21 protein-coding genes are annotated in these 18257 nt (G+C 67.4%); 12 read left to right on the forward strand and 9 right to left on the reverse strand.

Going from position 1 to position 18257, the window contains the following annotated elements; translation table 11 throughout:
- The first annotated feature begins 47 nt into the window (after nucleotides 1-47).
- The gene (locus tag ACLJOO_RS30945) at nucleotides 48-2087 is read left to right on the forward strand and encodes a S41 family peptidase (protein ID WP_410791054.1); all 2040 of its coding nucleotides are present in this window, start codon (nucleotides 48-50) and stop codon (nucleotides 2085-2087) included.
- A gap of 295 nt (nucleotides 2088-2382) precedes the next feature.
- On the opposite strand, the gene ACLJOO_RS30950 is transcribed toward ACLJOO_RS30945, so the two are convergent.
- A complete protein-coding gene (locus ACLJOO_RS30950) occupies nucleotides 2383-3105 on the reverse strand; it encodes a hypothetical protein (RefSeq protein WP_410791056.1) in 723 nt (240 codons plus the stop codon).
- Nucleotides 3106-3558: 453 nt separating this feature from the next.
- Nucleotides 3559-3963, reverse strand: coding sequence for a low temperature requirement protein A (locus ACLJOO_RS30955; protein WP_410791881.1), 405 nt, complete (start codon nucleotides 3961-3963; stop codon nucleotides 3559-3561).
- 176 nt (nucleotides 3964-4139) lie between these two features.
- On the opposite strand from ACLJOO_RS30955, the gene ACLJOO_RS30960 reads away from it, so the two are divergent.
- From ACLJOO_RS30960 to ACLJOO_RS30995, 8 genes are read left to right on the forward strand one after another with little or no spacing between them, the layout of a single operon-like run.
- A complete protein-coding gene (locus ACLJOO_RS30960; RefSeq protein WP_410791057.1) occupies nucleotides 4140-5399 on the forward strand; it encodes an MSMEG_0569 family flavin-dependent oxidoreductase in 1260 nt (419 codons plus the stop codon).
- 1 nt (nucleotide 5400) lies between these two features.
- Entirely contained in the window at nucleotides 5401-6219 is an 819-nt protein-coding gene (locus ACLJOO_RS30965; RefSeq protein ID WP_410791058.1) for an amidohydrolase family protein, read from the forward strand.
- A gap of 21 nt (nucleotides 6220-6240) precedes the next feature.
- Nucleotides 6241-6762: an MSMEG_0572/Sll0783 family nitrogen starvation response protein gene (locus tag ACLJOO_RS30970; protein ID WP_410791060.1), complete on the forward strand. Its 522-nt coding sequence runs from the start codon at nucleotides 6241-6243 to the stop codon at nucleotides 6760-6762.
- A gap of 10 nt (nucleotides 6763-6772) precedes the next feature.
- A complete protein-coding gene (locus ACLJOO_RS30975) occupies nucleotides 6773-7834 on the forward strand; it encodes an MSMEG_0568 family radical SAM protein (protein ID WP_410791061.1) in 1062 nt (353 codons plus the stop codon).
- Nucleotides 7831-9219: an MSMEG_0567/sll0787 family protein gene (locus tag ACLJOO_RS30980; RefSeq protein WP_410791063.1), complete on the forward strand. Its 1389-nt coding sequence runs from the start codon at nucleotides 7831-7833 to the stop codon at nucleotides 9217-9219. The genes ACLJOO_RS30975 and ACLJOO_RS30980 overlap by 4 nt, the downstream gene beginning before the upstream one ends.
- Nucleotides 9216-10052, forward strand: a complete 837-nt coding sequence (locus ACLJOO_RS30985; protein WP_410791064.1) for a carbon-nitrogen hydrolase family protein — start codon at nucleotides 9216-9218, stop codon at nucleotides 10050-10052. Before ACLJOO_RS30980 ends, ACLJOO_RS30985 begins: the two co-directional genes overlap by 4 nt.
- Nucleotides 10053-10054: 2 nt before the next feature.
- The gene (locus tag ACLJOO_RS30990; RefSeq protein ID WP_410791065.1) at nucleotides 10055-10870 is read left to right on the forward strand and encodes a carbon-nitrogen hydrolase family protein; all 816 of its coding nucleotides are present in this window, start codon (nucleotides 10055-10057) and stop codon (nucleotides 10868-10870) included.
- A complete protein-coding gene (locus ACLJOO_RS30995) occupies nucleotides 10870-11937 on the forward strand; it encodes an MSMEG_0565 family glycosyltransferase (protein WP_410791066.1) in 1068 nt (355 codons plus the stop codon). The genes ACLJOO_RS30990 and ACLJOO_RS30995 overlap by 1 nt, the downstream gene beginning before the upstream one ends.
- Nucleotides 11938-12061: 124 nt before the next feature.
- On the opposite strand, the gene ACLJOO_RS31000 is transcribed toward ACLJOO_RS30995, so the two are convergent.
- The 3 genes from ACLJOO_RS31000 to ACLJOO_RS31010 are packed head-to-tail and all read right to left on the reverse strand — an operon-like array spanning nucleotide 12062 to nucleotide 13681.
- Nucleotides 12062-12685 carry a DUF3618 domain-containing protein gene (locus ACLJOO_RS31000; protein ID WP_410791067.1) on the reverse strand — a complete coding sequence of 208 codons (624 nt, stop codon included), beginning with the start codon at nucleotides 12683-12685 and terminating at the stop codon, nucleotides 12062-12064.
- Entirely contained in the window at nucleotides 12661-13086 is a 426-nt protein-coding gene (locus tag ACLJOO_RS31005; RefSeq protein WP_410791068.1) for a phage holin family protein, read from the reverse strand. Before ACLJOO_RS31005 ends, ACLJOO_RS31000 begins: the two co-directional genes overlap by 25 nt.
- A 1-nt stretch (nucleotide 13087) precedes the next feature.
- Complete coding sequence (locus ACLJOO_RS31010) at nucleotides 13088-13681, reverse strand: hypothetical protein (RefSeq protein WP_410791069.1); 594 nt, start codon at nucleotides 13679-13681, stop codon at nucleotides 13088-13090.
- Nucleotides 13682-13951: 270 nt separating this feature from the next.
- Here ACLJOO_RS31010 and ACLJOO_RS31015 point away from each other — a divergent pair, with 270 nt between their 5' ends.
- Nucleotides 13952-14188 (forward strand): hypothetical protein, encoded by a 237-nt coding sequence (locus tag ACLJOO_RS31015; RefSeq protein WP_410791070.1) that lies wholly within the window; start codon nucleotides 13952-13954, stop codon nucleotides 14186-14188.
- 171 nt (nucleotides 14189-14359) lie between these two features.
- On the opposite strand, the gene ACLJOO_RS31020 is transcribed toward ACLJOO_RS31015, so the two are convergent.
- On the reverse strand, nucleotides 14360-14998 hold the full coding sequence (locus ACLJOO_RS31020; RefSeq protein WP_410791071.1) for a hypothetical protein: 639 nt from the start codon (nucleotides 14996-14998) through the stop codon (nucleotides 14360-14362).
- A gap of 128 nt (nucleotides 14999-15126) precedes the next feature.
- Between ACLJOO_RS31020 and ACLJOO_RS31025 the strand changes: the two genes are divergently transcribed.
- Together ACLJOO_RS31025 and ACLJOO_RS31030 are read left to right on the forward strand one after the other, a co-directional pair.
- Entirely contained in the window at nucleotides 15127-15570 is a 444-nt protein-coding gene (locus tag ACLJOO_RS31025) for an Hsp20/alpha crystallin family protein (protein ID WP_410791072.1), read from the forward strand.
- A gap of 45 nt (nucleotides 15571-15615) precedes the next feature.
- On the forward strand, nucleotides 15616-15888 hold the full coding sequence (locus ACLJOO_RS31030; RefSeq protein ID WP_410791073.1) for a hypothetical protein: 273 nt from the start codon (nucleotides 15616-15618) through the stop codon (nucleotides 15886-15888).
- Between the two features lie 191 nt (nucleotides 15889-16079).
- Here ACLJOO_RS31030 and ACLJOO_RS31035 read toward each other — a convergent pair whose 3' ends face one another.
- The 3 genes from ACLJOO_RS31035 to ACLJOO_RS31045 form a co-directional block, all read right to left on the reverse strand.
- Nucleotides 16080-17504, reverse strand: a complete 1425-nt coding sequence (locus tag ACLJOO_RS31035; RefSeq protein WP_410791074.1) for a serine/threonine-protein kinase — start codon at nucleotides 17502-17504, stop codon at nucleotides 16080-16082.
- A gap of 100 nt (nucleotides 17505-17604) precedes the next feature.
- Nucleotides 17605-17805 carry a hypothetical protein gene (locus tag ACLJOO_RS31040; protein ID WP_410791075.1) on the reverse strand — a complete coding sequence of 67 codons (201 nt, stop codon included), beginning with the start codon at nucleotides 17803-17805 and terminating at the stop codon, nucleotides 17605-17607.
- Nucleotides 17806-17940: 135 nt separating this feature from the next.
- Nucleotides 17941-18189, reverse strand: coding sequence for a hypothetical protein (locus ACLJOO_RS31045; protein WP_410791076.1), 249 nt, complete (start codon nucleotides 18187-18189; stop codon nucleotides 17941-17943).
- Nucleotides 18190-18257: the final 68 nt, after the last annotated feature.

An 18257-nucleotide genomic window follows, 5' to 3' on the forward strand; every position in this document is an offset into this window, starting at 1 on the left:
GGGCCGTACGCCTTCGACCGTTGACATCGCCAGACCCGCGGCCGACGGTGGTGCTGTTGCGGCCTGGTTCCGAATCCGATGGCATTTGGGGGGATTTCATGGCTCGACCACGCAGTGCAACTCGTGATGCCACTAGCGCCAAGACGAGAAGGTCCGGCGCTGGGAGAGCCCGGGATCGGGCGGCCGACGCGGCAGAGCACGCCGCCGTCCCACTTGAAGACTTTCTTTCTTCGGCTGGGTCGCTGACTCTCGCACAGAGGATGTTGCTCGTCGATCAAGCGATCATGTTGTTCGAGGAGAACTACGTACACCTACCGCAAAAGGTGGCGATGTACGTCATCAATCCAGCACAGCTGCTCCGCGGCTTGCGAGCGAGACTGCGACGGCAGACCAATGAAACCATGGCCGCGGAGTGGATCTTCCATCGCGAGATGTCGAGCATCTTCCACTCCGTCCGAGACCTGGCAACGTGCTACCTGCTGCCGTCGCCGTTCGCGGGACAGTTTGCGTTCCTACCGTTCGTGATCGAGGCAGGCATCGACGAGATCGGAATCGAGCGTTATTTGGTCACCCATGTGACCCCCGGTTATGAGGCTCCGCACTTCGGTGCCGGCGCCGAGGTGACCTATTGGAACGGTACGCCGATCGCGCGTGCCGCCGCGCTGAACGGTGCGACCTTCGTCGGCAGCAGTAGCGCTGCCAACCTGGCTCGCGGACTGGACTCACTCACACTGCGCCCGCTGGTGGTCCAGCCGCCGCCTGACGAGGGTTGGGTGACGGTGACCTACATCGGTCTCGATGGATCTACATACGAGCTTCGTGAGCAGTGGAAGGTCGCTCGCAACCTGCCTCCGGTGACAGATCTCAACGCGATCAGCGAAGCCACCACCTCGATGGGAATCGACCTCGACTCCGACGAGAGATCCCGCGCGAAGCAGCTTCTGTACTTTCGTGAGGTCGTCGAGGTGACCGGCGGACAGACGTCGACGCAGCTGTCCTCTGCGGTTGCCGTCGGTCCGGCGGACGTCCCTACGACAATGCCAGGAGCCCTTCGCGCCCGCGTGATCGTCACGTCGTCCGGGACTTTCGGCCACCTGCGGATCTTGACTTTCGGCGTGCTGGACCCGGTCGCGTTCCGGGACGAGTTCATCCGCCTGGCTGCGGCCCTGCCGCAGAACGGCTTGATTGTTGACGTCCGCAATAACGGCGGCGGCCACATCCTTGCCGCTGAACTCATCCTTCAGACGATGACGCCACGCGCGATCACGCCAGAGCCCGCACAATTCATCAGTACACCCATCAATCTCAGCATCTGCAGTCGACACCGCGACAACCCTCTCGGCGTCGACCTCTACCCATGGTTCGGCTCACTCCAACTGGCCACGGATTCCGGCGCAACCTACTCGGCCGCCAAGCCGATCACTCCACAGGACGCGGCAAACGAGATCGGCCAAACGTACTACGGACCCGTGGTCCTCATCGTCGACGGCCGTTCCTACTCGGCCACCGACATCTTCGCGGCCGGATTTGCCGATCACGGGATCGGCCCAATTCTCGGCGTCGACCCAGGCACCGGCGCCGGTGGGAGCAACGCTTGGACCCACGGTCTGCTTACCGCTCTCCTCAATGAGCCGTCGCCACCCGACAGGACATCACCGTACGTCGCCCTGCCGAACGGCGCGAACATGCAGGTTGCCGTGCGACGCACACTTCGCGTCCATGACCTCGCCGGCACCCCACTCGAAGACCTCGGCGTCACGCCCATCGAGCTGCACTGGCTGACACCGGTCGATCTCCTCAACCACAACGCCGACCTTCTGAACAAGGCCGGCGCACTACTCGCCGCGATGCCGAGCGGACAACTGGAGGTGGAGACATCGTCCGTCGGCACAACCCTCACGGTCGTACTCGACGGACAAGGCGTGGATCGCGTCGATCTCTACCTGGACGGCCGCCCCATCAGCTCAGAAGACATCGACGACGGACCCTTGTCTGTCGACATCCTCGACGTCCCACCAGGAGCCCTGCTTCGCGCAGACGCCTACAGTACCGGCACCCTGGTAGCCTCCCACCGCCGCAGAATCTAGCCAGAACGACTCCGATCCCGCCGACGTGGCTGAAGTCAAATTCCGGCGTATGCACCTAGGACCAAGGGCGTCATCCTGATCCCAGATTGACGTTGGCCATCTTCAGGTGTGGGAGCGACACACTCCCAGCAATGGCTTCGACGACGCGCCAGCAACCGGCCGGGCGCCCTTCGTCGAGGCTGGTGGCGCTTGTATGAGGGACCAGCAAAGGTCCGTCGGAGCTCCGAGTCGAAGGCAACATCCGTTCGCTACACAGTTCTCCCCATCACATCGTCGTCGAGCTCCAGGCGCGTGGTTAAGGTACGCATCCCTCCTCGGACACTCTTCTCCACACGGTCACCCATCGGGTCGACCTCCACATCGACTGTCGGCCGGTGTGGTGATACGTCAGCGACAGTCGAAGTGACGAGTAGAGCTCACTCAGCTCCTCCTGCTCGGCAGAGTCCAAGGCCTGCGCGACGTCGCCGAGCTGGTCGACGTACGTCTCGAGTTCTGCACGGGTCAGACCCATCTCACTCTCGTCGCGGCACGTGCCGTCTCGGCTGCGTGCTTCTCGGCAGTCGCCGCGTTGTATTGCGCCCGCAACTCGACCGGATCCCAGCCGGCATCCAATGCCTTGCGCAACTTTCTCCATGACGGCCTCGGCCGCGGCCACGCGACCTCGCAGTCGTTCGACTTGGTCGCGTAGCTGGTCGGCTGAGTCGTCAGCCTGCAAGAGTGCGGTGATCGTCTCGCTCCGATGGATCGGATCGAACAGGCTGCCGATCCACCGGTTGATCTGCGAAGTGATCAGATCCGCGCGGAGGCAGATCTGTCGCGGATGAGCCATCGCGGTCGCTGATCCGGGCACCAGAGTCGGGCAGCGTTGCAGCTGTCTGCAACGCTCGTGCAGGACGAACCAGCTATGCGCGCTGCGTTCGCCGATCCGGCAGTAGACGACGATGTCCGCGGCCGCGTCGCCGTCCGGCGCGCTGAGCGACAGTCCGGCGTCGGTGGCCGGGACTGGAGGTGCTCCCACGGAAAGCGCTCCGGAGCGAGGATCTCGCCGGAGAACTCCGCCGCAGACCGGACGTCAGGATGCTGTCCCGGCCGATCGCCGCGTTCAGGTCGTCCCGGAACGCAGGCGGACTTCCGTCCACCGATTGCGCGCGACAGGCACCTAGGCGCAGGGTGCACTCGCGAACTGTCGGCGTACCCGTCAGAGGGCGGCCGTCGAGCTCCCACCGCTTCGTACCGCCGCCCAGCAGACGTACGTCGCGATGTCCGCAGAGCTTGAAATGCCACTGCGCGTACGCCGCGAACCAGTTGTTCTCCCCCTACAGGATCACCGTAGCGTCGGGGTGACCTGGTGCGGGGGCCAGCGGTCGGCAACGACTCGTGACCTGCACCGACCCGGAGGGCAACCAACTAGGTCTCCTCGAAGCCAACAAGTGATCTCTGAAGCCGCATCATCTGTCGGTATATGCCTACCTCAGGCAACCACGAAGTTCGGTGCTGCTTCGCAGAGCGCTGCGACGTCGCGGGCAACCCGCAGGACCGTGAAGTCCGGTCGTACCAGTGCGGCCGCAGCCTTGCCGTCTGCGAGCCACTTGTACAGGGCCGAGCCAGGTGCCACCTCGAGCACCTCGGTCCCGCGGCTCGCCAGGACCGCCCGCTGCTCGGGCGAGAGCGGTACGCCGGTCACGAGCACGAACCCGCCACGGGTCACGGGCGCCCGGTCGGGATCGTTGCGTCCGGCAAGCATCCAGAGGAACAGCATCGACAGCCGCATGACGACGTACCCGAACACCATCACCCGGACGTCGATGTGCCCGCCGTGGTCCAACGACGCGAACATGTCCGGCAGACCCAGCGCCAGGACGACCACCCCGGCCATCTGCACTCAGATGACTCAATGGCCGCACAGCCGGGCCGTCACCAAATTCGTGGTTACCCACGCGAAACGTGGGGGGTCGATTCGGAAACGTGAGTTTGTTCCGGTGGCAACGGTCAGGCAATCGGGCGGTTCTTCACTGGAAGGCGTTCAGGAGGGATCGAGACCCGGGAGCCGAGATGCAACTGAGGGACGGTGCGCGGTACTCCGTGGTCGTGGTCGGCGGAGGTCAGGCGGGTCTCGCGACGAGTTGGCATCTGGTCCGCGCCGGTGTCGATCATGTCGTTCTGGAAGCGGATCGAGCTGGCAGCGAATGGCGGAACAGGCGGTGGGACTCGTTCTGCCTGGTGACGCCGAACTGGCAGTGCAGCCTGCCGGGTTTCCCGTACGACGGACCCGCCCCGGACGGCTTCATGGTCCGCGACGAGATCGTCGGCTACCTCGAGGACTACACCCGCTCGTACGACGTCCCGCTCGTCGAAGGAGTGCGGGCGACACAGCTCGACAGCGGGTTCCGGATCGCGACGACGGCCGGCACGATCAGCGCCGACCAGGTGGTGGTCGCGACTGGTCCGTACCAGCGACCGCGGATCCCCCGGCTGGCCGAGCGGTTGCCAGTCGTTCAGCTGCATTCGTCGGCGTACAAGAATCCTGACCAACTCCCCGACGGCGACATCCTGGTGGTCGGCACCGGCCAGTCCGGTTGTCAGATCGCCGAGGATCTGCATCTGGCGGGAAGGCAGGTCCACCTCGTGACACGTACGGCGCCACGGGTTGCGCGCTTCTATCGCGGAGCCGACGTGGTCGCCTGGCTCGATCGGATGGGCTACTACAGCAAGGGGATCGACGAGTTCGACGACACCGACGCGGTCCGGTTCCGGGTGAACCATTACGTCACAGGCCGGGACGGAGGTCGCGACATCGACCTGCGGAAGTTCGCGCTGGAAGGGATGCGGCTGTACGGCCGGCTGATCGACGCGGATCAGAGCACGCTCCGCTTCGCCGACGATCTGGCGCAGAACCTGGATCACGCCGACGCCGTCTCCGAAGGAATCAAGGACTCGATCGACGCCTTCATCGCCGCCGAGGGACTTGACGCTCCGCAAGAGCCCCGCTACCAGCCTGTCTGGCAGCCCGCGAACATGCTGGAATCCCTGTCCCTGCAAGGGATCGGCGCCATCGTGTGGAGCACCGGATTCCGCCGCGACGACAGCTGGATCCGGGTGCCGGTCTTCGACGGCCGCGGCTATCCAACACACCAGCGCGGTGTGACGAGCGTCCAGGGCCTGTACTTCATGGGCCTGCCTTGGCAGCACACGTGGGGATCGGGACGATTCGGCGGAGTGGCTGCAGACGCCGAGTACATCGTCGATCGCATCACCCACCAGCAGGTCGGCGTACCGTGGATCGCCGGTCGGCCGCAGCGGACGGTGGCCTGAGATGAGGGTGTACGACGCACACCGCCACCTCGGGATCCTTCCGGCGTACCCGTTCTACGGCGGCCCTCCGGTCCACCCCGACCTCACCGCCCGCGCCACCGTCGACGAACTGCTCGCCGATCTCGATGTCGAGGGCACCGAACGCGCACTGGTCATCCCGAACTACGGCGTACCGGACGTCGCCGTCTCGTTCGCCTTCAACGACCTGGTCGTCGAGGCCGCGGCCCGCGACGACCGGATCCGCGCCGGGCTGTGGGTGTCGCCGCGCCCGCAGGATGCCGAGCTCACCGCCAAAGCGCTCACGCTGGCCGGCGAACCCGGCGTACGGGCGCTGAAGCTGAGCTTCCTGCTCGGCGGTCACCCCACCGACGACGCCGTCCGGCCGCAACTCGACCAGATCTTCGGCGTGGCACGGCAGAACGGGCTCGTCGTCCACGTGCACACCTCCCCCGGCGCCGCGTCGGACATCGATCACATCGGGTATCTGGTCGATACGTACGCCGCCGACGTACCGCTGCACCTGGTCCACTTCGGTGGCGGGATGAGCGGGCACATCAAGCTCATCGGATCCCGGTTCTTCGACTGGATCGAGGCCGGCAAGCACGTCTACACCGATCTGTCCTGGGCGATCGGATTCGCTCCAGGCTGGCTGGCCGCCGAGATCGAGCGTCGCGGCATCGGGCACGACCGGGTGCTGTTCGCCAGCGACCAGCCTTGGGGCGACCACGCCGGCGAACTCGCCCGGATGCAAGCCGCGATGGGCGACGGCGAGCTCGCCGAGCTCGTCTTCCACCGCACGTTCGAACACCTCTACGACTGACCCCTACAAAGGAGCAAGCAGATGTCCGAAACCGTCGAACTGACCGAGCTCGAGGCCAAGAGCCTGGGCGAGATCCCGCACCCGTCCCTGCCCGAAGGATCGAGCATCTACGGTGGTACGAAGGTCTTCCCGGACTACCAGGCGGAGAACGGCGAGACCTACTTCACCTTGGTGCACGGCATCGCCCACGAGTCGTCGGTGAGCTTCGTCGCGATCCTGCAGGCGACGCGCGCGCAGCGGAAAGGTTTCGAGTCCGCGATCTACTTCTACGGTCCCGGTTCGCTGAACTGCCTGGCTACGCGCGGCTTCCCGACCACCGGTAACTCCGCCTTTCCGGGCGAGCACAACATCAACGAGTCGCTGAAGACGTTCATCGCCGAGGGCGGCAAGGTCTACTGCTGCCGGTTCGGCCTGTCGCTGCACGGTGCGCGCGAAGAGGACCTGATCGAGGGCGTCATCCCCACGCACCCTCTGGATGTCCAGGACGCGTTGATCCACTACGCGCGCAAGGGCGCGATCGTCAACTCGACGTACATGTTCTGAGGAGACCCACATGACCGTCGACAATCTGGTCACGCGTGCGGAGATGGCGGTGTACGGCGTTCAGGTGGACGCACCGGTACGCCGCAGCAAGGGCGCCGGCCCGAGCGACGACGGTCACCTGGTCGTCGACGGCGCCAACGCCACTCTCCCGATCGTTGCCGATAGCCCCTACCACGTGAAGGACGGCACGGTCTTCCGGGACGGCCGGAGCCTGGGACTGTCGATCGAGCCCGTCCGCCGTCCTCGGTTCTACGACCTGACGACGACTGACGGGGTCCCCTACCAGCAGATCGCGTTGCTGCACGGCAAGGACGTACTGGCCACCACGGTCGTGCAGACGTGCATCCGGTACGACGAGTCGACGCGATGCCGGTTCTGTTCGATCGAAGAGTCGTTGCGGGCCGGCTCGACGATCGCTGCGAAAACGCCGGCCCAACTGGCCGAGGTCGCCGAGGCCGCGGTCCGGTTGGACGGTGTCACGCAGATGGTGATGACGACGGGTACGACGACCGGCAAGGACCGCGGAGCGCGCAACCTGGTCCGATGCGTGCGGGCGGTGTTGCAGGCCGTGCCCGGGCTGCCGATCCAGGTTCAGATCGAGCCGCCCGGCGATCTGGCGGTCCTGACCGACCTCCGCGAGGCCGGGGCCACCTCGATCGGTATCCACGTGGAGTCCCTCGACGACGCCGTACGGCGGAAGTGGATGCCCGGCAAGTCGACGGTCAGCATGCCCGAGTACTACGCGGCGTGGGACGAGGCCGTCCGCGTGTTCGGCCGGAACCGGGTGTCGACGTACCTGCTGGTCGGGATGGGTGAGGACCCGGACGAGTTGGTCGCCGGCGCGGCCGGGTTGATCGAGCGCGGGGTGTACCCGTTCGTCGTACCGCTGCGGCCGATGCTCGGGACGCTGGCTCGGGCGGACGGAGCGTTGCCGCCCGATCCGGCAGCGGTTCGCGACGTGACAGCCCGGGTCGCCGAGCTGCTCGCCGCGGCCGGAATGCGTGGCGCGGATCAGGGCGCGGGCTGCGCCGCTTGCGGTGCGTGCAGTCTGCTCTCGGCGGCGGGCGCATGAGTACGCCGGTTGTGCAGACCACCGGCGTACGCCGTGCCGCGGAGGTTTATGCGCTGCTCGGTGATCCGCCGCCCGCGTTCCTGATCGAGGAGGCCGACACCTTCGACGCCTATCACGAGCTGCGGCGGCAGGTGTTCGTCGAGAAGCAAGGGCTGTTCGCGAAGAGCGACCGGGACGAGCGTGACGATGATCCACGCACTGTCGTCCTGGTCGCCCGGAACGCGCACGGCGAGGTCCTCGGCGGCGTACGGCTGGGGCCTGCGACGGACGGGCCGGACATCGGCTGGTGGCGAGGCGGTCGGCTCGTTACCAGGCCGGGCGGTGCGACGAGGGGCGTCGGCGCGGCGCTGGTGAGGTCCGCGTGCGCACGGGCCGAGGCGGCCGGAGCCTTGCGGTTCGACGCGACCGTTCAACTGGGCACGCAGCGATTCTTCGAACGGCTCGGTTGGCAGACGGTCGGGCCCGTCGCCGTCGCCGGTACACCACATGTGTTGATGCGCTGGCCGATCGATCGGGTCTCGCGCTTGGCCCGCACCGCCAAGGGAGACCTAGGTGTTCTCCTCCAACGCATAGGACCGGCCGGATTCGTCGGTGACGACGGTGCGCCGGTCCCGGGCAGCGACCTGGTCGCGGCGTGCGATGCGATCGTCCCGGCGATGGTCGAGCGAGACCCCGAGTGGGCAGGCTGGTGCTCGGTACTGGTCAACGTCAACGATCTGGCCGCGATGGGCGCCACGCCGATCGGGCTGCTGGACGCGCTCGGTGCCCGGGACGTCGCGTTCGCCGCCCAGGTGCTGAGCGGTCTGCGCCGCGCCGCCGCGGCGTACGGCGTCTCGATCCTCGGCGGGCACACGCAGCTCGGCGTACCTGCAGCGTTGAGCGTGACCGCGCTCGGGCGGACAGCCCAACCGGTACCAGGCGGTGGAGGACGACCTGGTCAGCAGGTCAGGTTGACCGCCGACGTGGCTGGAGGCTGGCGCCCTGGCTACGCGGGACGGCAATGGGACTCCACCAGCCACCGACAGCCGGCGGAGCTCCGCGCGATGGTCGCCGCAGTGGGACACGCTCAACCCGACGCGGCCAAGGACGTCTCGATGGCAGGTGTCGTCGGCACCCTCGGCATGCTCGCGGAAGCCAGTGGCTGCGGCGCAGTTCTCGACGTGGCCGCCGTACCGAAGCCCGCCGGAGCCTCGATGGGCGATTGGCTCACCTGCTTCCCGGGGTACGCGATGCTCACCACCGGTCCCCAGCAACTGGACGCCGGCCCGGCCGTCGGTGCGATCTGTGGCGAGCTGACCAGTGGGCAAGGCGTCGTACTTCGTTGGCCGAACGGCGAGACCACCCAGGCGCTCAGCGCCGGCGTGACCGGATTGGGAGCAGCATGAATCTGCGGATGGCGGCCGTGGCCGCGAACTTCGACCGCGACCTGGAGGCCGACTTCGTCAAGGTCGCGACCTTGATCGGCACCGCTCGCGAGGCCGGCGTGAAGTTGCTCGCCCTGCCCGAAGGCGCTCTCGGCGGCTACCTCCTGAGCCTCGACGGCACGGCCGAACCGCCACCGGCGTTCACCGTCGACAGCCCGGAGATCAACCGCCTCGCCACGCTGGCCGGCGACATGGTCGTCACTGCCGGGTACGCCGAGGCCGAGGACGGACTGATCTACAACAGCGCGGTCTGCGTCACCGGCGACGGCGTACTCGGGCATCATCGCAAGGTCCACCAGCCGCTCCGCGAGGACGAGCACTACGCCGCCGGCGACAGGTTCGAGGCGTTCGACACACCGGTCGGCCGGCTCGGGCTGATGATCTGCTACGACAAGGCGTTCCCCGAAGCGGCCCGGACACTGGCACTCGACGGCGCCCAGATCATCACCTGCGTGTCGGCCTGGCCGGGAGCCCGGACGAATCCGGACCCCGACCTGGCCAAGGACCGGTGGAAGCGGCGGTTCGATCTGTTCGATCAGGCCAGAGCCCTCGAGAACCAGGTGGTGTGGCTGTCCGCGAACCAGTCCGGCATGTTCGGTTCGCTCCGGTTCGTGGCGAGCGCGAAGGTGGTCGACCCGGGGGGCGAAATCCTCGCGGACACCGGCGTCACCGAGGGGATGGCGATTGCTGACCTTGATGTCGAGCAGGCGCTCGAGTTGGCGCGGCGGTCGATGGGTCATCTCCGCGACCGGCGGCCCGAGACCTATGGCACGCCCGAGTTGGCGGCGGTCTGAGCGTGCTGAAGATCGGTGCGGTGGCGGCCGGGTTCACCCGGGACCTCGAGTTCGACCTGTCCCGGGTCGAGGCCTTGATCCGGCACGGCCGTCGCGAGGAGATCCAGCTCCTCGTCCTGCCCGACGCCGCTCTCGGTGGCTACCTCACCGATCTGAACGAGCCCGACCTCGACGACCTGCCACCGGCACTCGATCCCGACGACCCCCTGATCGCCAAGGTGATCGCGATGGCCGGCGAGATGGTGGTGTGCTTCGGCTTCTGCGAGGCGGCCGGTCCGTACCGCTACAACACCGCGCTCTGCGTCACCGGCGACGGCGTCCTCGGCAAACATCGCAAGGTGCACCAACCACGCGGAGAGCAGGCGATCTATGCCGCGGGCAACGAATTCGCCGCCTTCGACACGCCCGTCGGCCGGATCGGCATGATGATCGACTACGACAAGACCTTCCCGGAGGCCGCCCGGGCTCTCTCCCTCGACGGCGCCGACCTGATCGCCTGCCTGTGTGCCTGGCCGACCAGCATCACCAACCGCGCACCTCGGATGAACGAGGACCGCCAGTCCCGCCTGTTCGACCTCTACGACCGATCCCGCGCAGCAGAGAACCAGGTCGTACTCGTCTCGTCGAACCTCACCGGCTCGATCGGCAGCATGCGCTTCCTCGGCCAGTCGAAGGTCGTCGGCCCGGGCGGCGACATCGTCGCGCGAACCTGGTCCAAAGCCGGCATCGCGACCGCGGAGGTCGACGTACACGCCGAGATCGACAACGCCCGCCGCGTATTGCACCACCTCGACGAACGCCGCCCGGAGGCCTACTGATGCGGATCGCGCTGCTCAGCTACTCGACCAAACCACGCGGCGGCGTAGTCCACACCCTCGCCCTGGCCGAAGCGCTCGCGTCTGCCGGTGCCGACGTGACGGTGTGGTCGCTCGGTCGCGGCGGCGACACGGGCTTCTTCCGTCCCGTCGACCCACGCGTCACGTTGTCCGTCGTACCGTTCCCCGAGGTGCGAGGCGAAGACGTCGGCGCGCGGATCCTCCGCTCGATCGCCGTACTGCGTGACGCCTTCGACGGCTCGCAGTACGACGTCGTGCACGCCCAGGACTGCATCAGCGCGAACGCCGCCGGGCCCTGCATCCGGACCGTGCACCACCTCGACACCTTCACCACACCCGAACTCGCCGCCTGCCACGAACGCGCGATCGTCAACCCCTACGCCCACGTCTGTGTGTCGGCCGCCGTCGCCAAGGAACTCGCCGCGGGCTGGGGAATCCACGCAACGATCATCCCCAACGGCGTCGACTCGGCACGCTTCGCAGCCGCTGATCCTGCGCCCTGGCGCACCAAGCTCGGCCGCTACCTCCTGACCGTCGGCGGAATCGAACCCCGCAAAGGATCCCTCGAACTGCTCGAAGCCGTCGCTGTCCTGAACGACCCGATCAAGCTGGTGATCGCCGGCGGCGAGACCCTGTTCGACTACCGCGACTACCGGGCCCGCTGGGAAGAACGCGCACACGAGCTCGGCGTCGCACCCATCGTCCTGGGCCCGGTGGACCACGCCGAACTACCCGGCCTGGTCGCAGGAGCCGAGGTGTTCGCATTCCCGTCCGTCAAGGAAGGCTTCGGTCTGGCACCCATGGAAGCACTCGCAGCCGGCGTACCGGTCGTCGTCTCCGACCTACCGGTCTTCCGCGAAATCTTCGGCGCCGCGGCAACCTACGCAACCGGCCCCGAGGCGCTGGCGACGGCCCTGCACGCTGCAATCGGTGACGACAGCCGCGCCGACCTCGGCCGCAAGACCGCCGCCACCTACACCTGGGACGCAGCCGCCGAAGCCCACCTCACCCTGTACTCACAGCTCGCCACGCCGATCGGGCGCAGATGACGCAGCTCGCGGCGCCGAGGTCAGAGCGTCGAGCTGCAACCAGCCCATAGCCCAGCACACCGGCGACGACGGCCGGGAACAGTGAGAGGAAGCACTCCCGGAACGGCCGGTCGTCGTTCGTCGGTCATGAGCTCGAGGAACCTGCCTGCCGGACGTTGTCGGCCGAGTCCTTGGCCTCGTCCGCGACGTGTTGAGCCGCGGAGCGGCCCTCGTCCGCCACATCGGTGGCTGCCTCGGACACGGACTGCTTGACGTTCTGGACAGCCTGTTGCGCAGGCTCTTGGAGGTTGTCCTTCACCTCTTGCGCCATCTGTGCGGCCTGCTCCTTCACCGGACCGGCGGCCTCCATCGCCTTGTCCTTGGTGTCGTGGGCCAGCTCGCGCTCCCGCGTCGACGCCGGCAGCGCCGCGGCGACGACCCACCCGGCCGCGAAGGCGATCAGGCCGGCGGCCAGCGGCGTACCGCGAGTTCGTGCCCGGGCCAGGTCTGGTGCCGAGTCCACCGCCTCACCGACCTTGCTGCCTGCGTCCTGCACGGTCGACATCGCCGAACCGGCGGTCTCGCTCACCGACCCCGCCGAACCCATCACGTGATCCTTCAGCCGACGGGCCCCACCACGAGCCCGGTCGAGGCGCCGGCCGACGACGCGGCGGGGGCTGACCTTCTCCGTCAGGGCATCAACGTCGCGACCTACGCTGCGCCGGGTCTGCTCGATGTCCCGCTTCAGCTCTTCCGGGTCTTCAGCCATTTCGCGTCCTCCTTGAGTGATTCGACCGTCTGGTCGGGTTTCGGGTGCACCTCTTGGAGCTCCTTGCGTCCCACCGCCGCCAGTACGGCGGCAACGACCGCCCAGCTGGCCGCGACGATGAGGGCTGCCCAGATGAGATCCATTGCCTTGTCCAGAGCCCACATCACCGTGAGCGAACCGAAGAGGGCGACCATCCATCCGGCGAAGGCCGCGCCGCCGAGCATGCCCGCGCCCTTGCCTGCCTTCTTCGCCTCCGTCTGCAGCTCAGCCTTCGCCAGCGCGAGTTCCTGGCGCGTCAACTGACCCAGGTCGGTGGTCAGCTGCGAAACCAGCTCGCCGACCGACTCGTCCATCGACATCCGTTGCGGACTGCCGCCGGGTGGTGATCCGTCGACAGTCATCTCACTGCTCCGGTCCTGGCCGCGTCATGACCGGCGTACTCAGCGGCGCCGCAGTGTTGTTCGGCATCACAGTGTTGTTCGGCTCGCTGGTACCGCCCGCGGCCAGGGCACGGGTCAGGCGTCCGGCGACGACGCCGGCTGCCGCGGCGACCAGCAGGAATGTGCCGGGCCTGCGCCGCGCATACGAGCGAACCTCGTCCAGCAGGTCGGCGGGTTCGTGCTGCTGCAGGAAATCCGCGGCTTGATCGGTGAAGTCGGCGCCCTGCCGTGCGAGTTGGGCACCCAGGCCCGACTGTCCGTGCTCGGCCATACCGCGCAGTTCGTCGCTCACCGAACGCAGGCCGGTGGTGGCACGGTCCTTCTGCTGACGCGCTTGCCCGGCAAGTTCCTGTCGCGTCTGGCTCGCCAGCCGCCGGGTCTCCGCACGGACGTCCGACGTCACGTCCGACACCTTCTCCTTGGCCGTACCCGCGACCTCGCGAGCAGCGTCGGCCGACGTCTCCTTCAGCTGCCCGGCTTGGTCCCGGGCGGTCTCGGCCACACCTTCCGCCGGTGGGCTCTCCACGTTCATCCGATGATCTGTCGTTGGCGACATGTGACGGCTCCTTTCCGGAGCATTACTGATGTCACGAGGCGCCGCGCCGCATCCGCCGTACGACAACGACGGCAACAAAGCTGTAGGGAGCGGCCTGCTCTGGCCGGCGGGCGCAGCATTTCTGCCTCGCAACAAGGACTTACCGAAATGGCACACTGCCGTACCACATTCGAAGTACCCGCGGTCCAAACCCACGGACTTCAAGAAGGACCGCAGGCGCGGGAGGTTTGAGGACTGCGATCGTTGGGAACCCCAATGCAACTTGCTCAAATGAGCACCTACGGGTGGGAGGTCGTCATGTCTGTCGGCGGGGTGGACACCTACTACGACTACGACGAGCGCCGGTGGAAGTTCCGTCGCCTCGGCGGGGGTCCGGTCCATCCGGCTCGCAGATCTCCCGACCCACCTGAGACAGCGGTCACCGACGACCAGACGACGCGGGCATCGCATCGCGGTACGTCGGGGTCCCGAGCAGGACGCCGCCGTGCCACCACGGGCGACGGCTGATCCACCAAGTGTCTGCGAGTCGGTAGAACCGCCGCAGTACAGAACGCTTCGCGCCGGGCAGCACACGGCCAGGCCGAGTGCAGCCAAGCTCGAAAGCCGGGTCTCGTCCTGGCGCCCGGGGTTGGGTCCGGCGCGAAGCCCCTGAACGTACGGTGCCCGGCTCGGCTTGCGTTACTGCGCTCTGGTCCTGTGTTCGTCGCGTAGCTGGTCGGTGGTCAGGTTGATGTCGGCGACCTGTCCGGCCAAGGCGGGGTTGCTGTTCTCGAGTTGCGCTCCAGCCTCGGCCAACGGCGCCAGCAACGTCGCGGTGTCGTTGTCGCCGAGCGCGTGCAGAAGGCGATCGACGCTTTCCTGGGTGGCGGCGTCGAGGTCGTCGAGCGCGGTGATCTGCGCGGCGAGCCGGCGCAGCAGGGCCGCGTTGTCTCGAGCCCAGTGCGTGACAGCGCGTTCACCGGCGCGGCGGTCGCGAGCCGCCTGCACTCGTTGTTCGCCAGTCATGTCCGCCTGGTCGGTGCTGTGGGGGTTGAGTCGCAAGTAGCGACGCTCGGCGGCCTGCCGACTGGCGACGCCGAGCGCTGGGGCGAGGTCGGCCCAGCTGATGCCTTGTTCGCGCGCCGCACCGATGAGCACCGGCTCCCAGGTCGCGAGCCGGTCCTGCACAGCCCGCAGTTCGGTCAGCGCCGCGAGAACGTTCACCGCGCTGACGCCGGTCCCCGGGGCTTCATCGAGCTGCCGGACAACCTGTTCCACGGCGGCGAGCGCGGCTGCCACCGGAGTCCGCGCATCGTCTGTCTGGTAGTCGGCAGCCACTCCGTCACCTCATCGTGTCAATGTCAGCGATTGGACGACATCCCTACTTGTCATCGTTTCGATGACATGTTATACCGGAGATGCGTATTGACACCACAGTTGACTTGAGGCCACAGGAGGTGCAGACGATGTTGATGCGCACAGACCCGTTCCGGGAGTTCGACCGGCTGGCCCAGCAGGTGCTCGGGAGCCAAGCGCCGGGCACGTGGTCACGGCCGACCGCGATGCCGATGGACGCCTACCGGCAAGGCGATCAGTACGTCGTCTCCTTCGATCTTCCCGGTGTCTCACCGGACGCGATCGAGCTGGACGTGGAACGCAACGTACTCACCGTGAAGGCCGAGCGCCGGCCGCTCGAGCTCGGTGAGGACGTGGAGATGCAGGTTGCCGAGCGCCCACTCGGGGTGTTCTCCCGGCAACTGTTCCTGGGTGACACGCTGGACGCCGACCGGATCGTGGCTCGCTACGAGGGCGGCGTGCTGACGCTGAGGATCCCGATCGCCGAACAGGCCAAGCCACGCAAGATCTCGATCGCGAGCACCGACAGCGATCGCAAGGAGATCAACGCCTGACCGGGGCCGGTGACAGGGCAAGTTGTTGTCGATGGGGTGAGATCGATGACGGTGGACACACAGCAACTCGACCAGGCCTTCCTTGACCTGACGCTCGCCGATGACGAGCTGATGCGGGCCGAGTTCGACGCCTTGATCGCTGCCGTCTGGGAGTCGCCGTGCGAGCCCCCGCTCGACAAGCCCTGTCCACGCGGCGGTGGGCAGACGGCGCGGCCACCGTCGCGACGGGCGCGCCGCGGCACCGGTGCGCTCGGGCGGGTGCCGCCGCGGCGGCCCGATGGCCGTGCTCGCGGCCCTCCGCGGCGCCGAAGCTGCTGACAGATCTCGATCCGCGGGTGGAGGAGGTGAACACAACCGACAGTCGAGAGAACTCCTGACCGATGATGCGGCCGCCCGCCGAGTCACCCTTGACCAGGCGGGCCGCCGCATCGCCTCGGCCCAGCCCCGACCCAACGATCAAGGTTCAAGCCCGCGGAGTCGTGGGCGGACGGCGTCGACCCGACCTGTGGCTAGTCGGCTGCTGGCGGGGTTTCGGTGCGTTGGGGGCTGGGCGACGAGGTGTCAGGCGGCGGGGTACTCGTCGTGGGAGTGCTGCTGGTCGGAGTGCTTGACGGGGAGTCTCCCGTCGAAGGCGTTCCTCGGGTGGAAGCGCTCGGCGTGGCGCTGCTCTGGGTGGGCACGCTCGGCGACTCCGTACCCGGCGACGATGAATCAGTCACCGACGTGCTGGGCGAAGGTGTGCTCGGCGTTACCTGTTCAGAGGTGCCTTGCGATGGGCGAGCCGAGGTGACCTTCGTGCTATCCGGCTGGTTCGCGCCGGCGGTCGATGCCGTTCTCGTCTTGGTGGCGTTCGACGTCGGCGTACTGGGGCTGCTTTGAGGACCGACGTCGGTCGTCGGGGGCAACCTGGTGTCGTTGCCGTTGAGCACGACGCCGGCCAGCACGGCCGCTCCTGTCGCGAGAACGGCGATCCCCCCGACGAGAACTGTCCTTCTTCGTGTCCGGGTCGGCATTTCCGGCGCGTCGAGTGGCGGCTGCGTGGCGGTGACGACCGGGTCGTTCGCTGCCACAACTTCCGGCGCGGCCACAACTGCCGGGACGGACATGGCAAGGCCGGGATCACCTGCCCGCAGCTGGGCACGCAAAGCGCCGCCCGCGATCTCGGCTGCGGACGGACGGTCGGCGGCATCCTTCGCGAGCATCCGCAGCAGAACATTCTCGAACGATCCGGCCAGCTCGGGGCGGGCCAAACTCGGCGGCGTCGGAGCGGTGTCGACGTGCTGGTAGAGAATCGCCGCCGGGTGTTCCGCCGTGAACGGAGGCTGACCGGCAACCAGTTGATAGAGCACGCAACCCAGCGCGTACACATCAGCTGCCTTCCCCGCCTGCTCACCCCTCGCCCGCTCGGGGGCGAGGTAGTGCGTGCTGCCGACAATCTGGCCCGTCGCCGTGAGCGTGCTCGCCCCTTCTCCTGGAAGGTGAGCGATGCCGAAGTCCGCGACCTTCACGGTCCCGTCCGCCGTCAGCAGCAGGTTGCCCGGTTTCACGTCACGATGGACGACGTCCTCCAGATGCGCCGCGGCAAGACCCGCGGCCGCCTGTTCGACGATGTCGATCGCACGATCCTTCGACAGCGGTCCCTGCTGAGCGAGCTCCGCGGCGACAGTGCGGCCTTCGACCAGCTCCATCACCAAGAAGAAACCTTCGTCGTGGCGACCGAAGTCGTACACCGAGACCACATGCGGGTCGCTCAACCTCGCAGCAGCTCGCGCCTCCCGCTGAAATCGTTCGCCCGCTCTGGCGTCCCGATCAGACGGCAGCAGCAACTTGACCGCGACCACCCGCCCCAGCAGTTCATCCGTGGCACGGAACACCTCCCCCATGCCGCCCCGACCAACAGACGGCCCCAACCTGTACCGCTCAGCAATAAGCATCCCGATCCCCGTACCCAGCCCAACCGCAAACGAACCCGATACGACACCCACCTGGCGGTCGGCCGATGATGCATGGGATCGTGCCGCGCGTCCGTCCAGGTCAGTGCAGTGGAAAGCAGGCGGCGACGGCCAACGCCTGCCCTCCCGAGGCCCCGAACCTGGCCGGTACGGCGAGATCGGCGCTGCCCGGATCGATGGAAAGGAACGCCCCCGCCGCCTGCGATCCCAGGCCCAGCTGGTTGACAGCGCCGCGATCGTCGCGTGCGGTGCGCCGGTTCTGGTGCGGATTGTCGAGGATCACGTGCGGCCTCCGACGTGCTGATCGTCACGAACATGCAACGCACCAGGACGACGAGATGCTCGAGCGAGACCTGCGACTGGCCGGCGGCCGCACGCTGCACACCAACGAGCTCGCCGACCCCCTTTCCATTGCCGGTTATCCGCGCGTCGCCTCGCCGGATACGGTAGGAGGGTGCCGTACCCGGCCGCGGCGCCGCTCCCAGCGGCCCCAGACAGTGAATCCGTCACCGATGGATTCGTCGCCGGCATCGCGGAGCGGGAATGGGAGGACGTGCTTGCTGAGCAGTGAGGACGCGACCTCGGTGAGCTTGACGTTGTGGTCTCGGGAGTGTGCCACCATCGCCCCGGCCTGCACCGGCCGCTCGTGCTGCCGCACGCCGGCCATCAGCGTCCCCGAACACTCTGATCGACTGACGCCCGTACGGCGATAAGAACACATAGCCCCAGCCCCAA

It is taken from the genome of Kribbella sp. C-35, assembly GCF_046549195.1.
Classification (GTDB): domain Bacteria; phylum Actinomycetota; class Actinomycetes; order Propionibacteriales; family Kribbellaceae; genus Kribbella.

Bases quoted from the DNA above. Each gene is read 5' to 3' on its own strand.
- ACLJOO_RS30955 (WP_410791881.1), bottom strand. From the start codon at position 3,963: ATGGCCGGGGTGGTCGTCCTGGCGCTGGGTCTGCCGGACATGTTCGCG.
- ACLJOO_RS30995 (WP_410791066.1), top strand. From the start codon at position 10,870: ATGCGGATCGCGCTGCTCAGCTACTCGACCAAACCACGCGGCGGCGTA.
- ACLJOO_RS30975 (WP_410791061.1), top strand. From the start codon at position 6,773: ATGACCGTCGACAATCTGGTCACGCGTGCGGAGATGGCGGTGTACGGC.
- ACLJOO_RS31030 (WP_410791073.1), top strand. From the start codon at position 15,616: ATGACGGTGGACACACAGCAACTCGACCAGGCCTTCCTTGACCTGACG.
- ACLJOO_RS31015 (WP_410791070.1), top strand. From the start codon at position 13,952: ATGAGCACCTACGGGTGGGAGGTCGTCATGTCTGTCGGCGGGGTGGAC.
- ACLJOO_RS31045 (WP_410791076.1), bottom strand. From the start codon at position 18,189: ATGGCCGGCGTGCGGCAGCACGAGCGGCCGGTGCAGGCCGGGGCGATG.
- ACLJOO_RS30960 (WP_410791057.1), top strand. From the start codon at position 4,140: ATGCAACTGAGGGACGGTGCGCGGTACTCCGTGGTCGTGGTCGGCGGA.
- ACLJOO_RS31035 (WP_410791074.1), bottom strand. From the start codon at position 17,504: ATGCTTATTGCTGAGCGGTACAGGTTGGGGCCGTCTGTTGGTCGGGGC.
- ACLJOO_RS31010 (WP_410791069.1), bottom strand. From the start codon at position 13,681: ATGTCGCCAACGACAGATCATCGGATGAACGTGGAGAGCCCACCGGCG.
- ACLJOO_RS31000 (WP_410791067.1), bottom strand. From the start codon at position 12,685: ATGGCTGAAGACCCGGAAGAGCTGAAGCGGGACATCGAGCAGACCCGG.
- ACLJOO_RS30980 (WP_410791063.1), top strand. From the start codon at position 7,831: ATGAGTACGCCGGTTGTGCAGACCACCGGCGTACGCCGTGCCGCGGAG.
- ACLJOO_RS30985 (WP_410791064.1), top strand. From the start codon at position 9,216: ATGAATCTGCGGATGGCGGCCGTGGCCGCGAACTTCGACCGCGACCTG.
- ACLJOO_RS31005 (WP_410791068.1), bottom strand. From the start codon at position 13,086: ATGACTGTCGACGGATCACCACCCGGCGGCAGTCCGCAACGGATGTCG.
- ACLJOO_RS30970 (WP_410791060.1), top strand. From the start codon at position 6,241: ATGTCCGAAACCGTCGAACTGACCGAGCTCGAGGCCAAGAGCCTGGGC.
- ACLJOO_RS30965 (WP_410791058.1), top strand. From the start codon at position 5,401: ATGAGGGTGTACGACGCACACCGCCACCTCGGGATCCTTCCGGCGTAC.
- ACLJOO_RS31025 (WP_410791072.1), top strand. From the start codon at position 15,127: ATGTTGATGCGCACAGACCCGTTCCGGGAGTTCGACCGGCTGGCCCAG.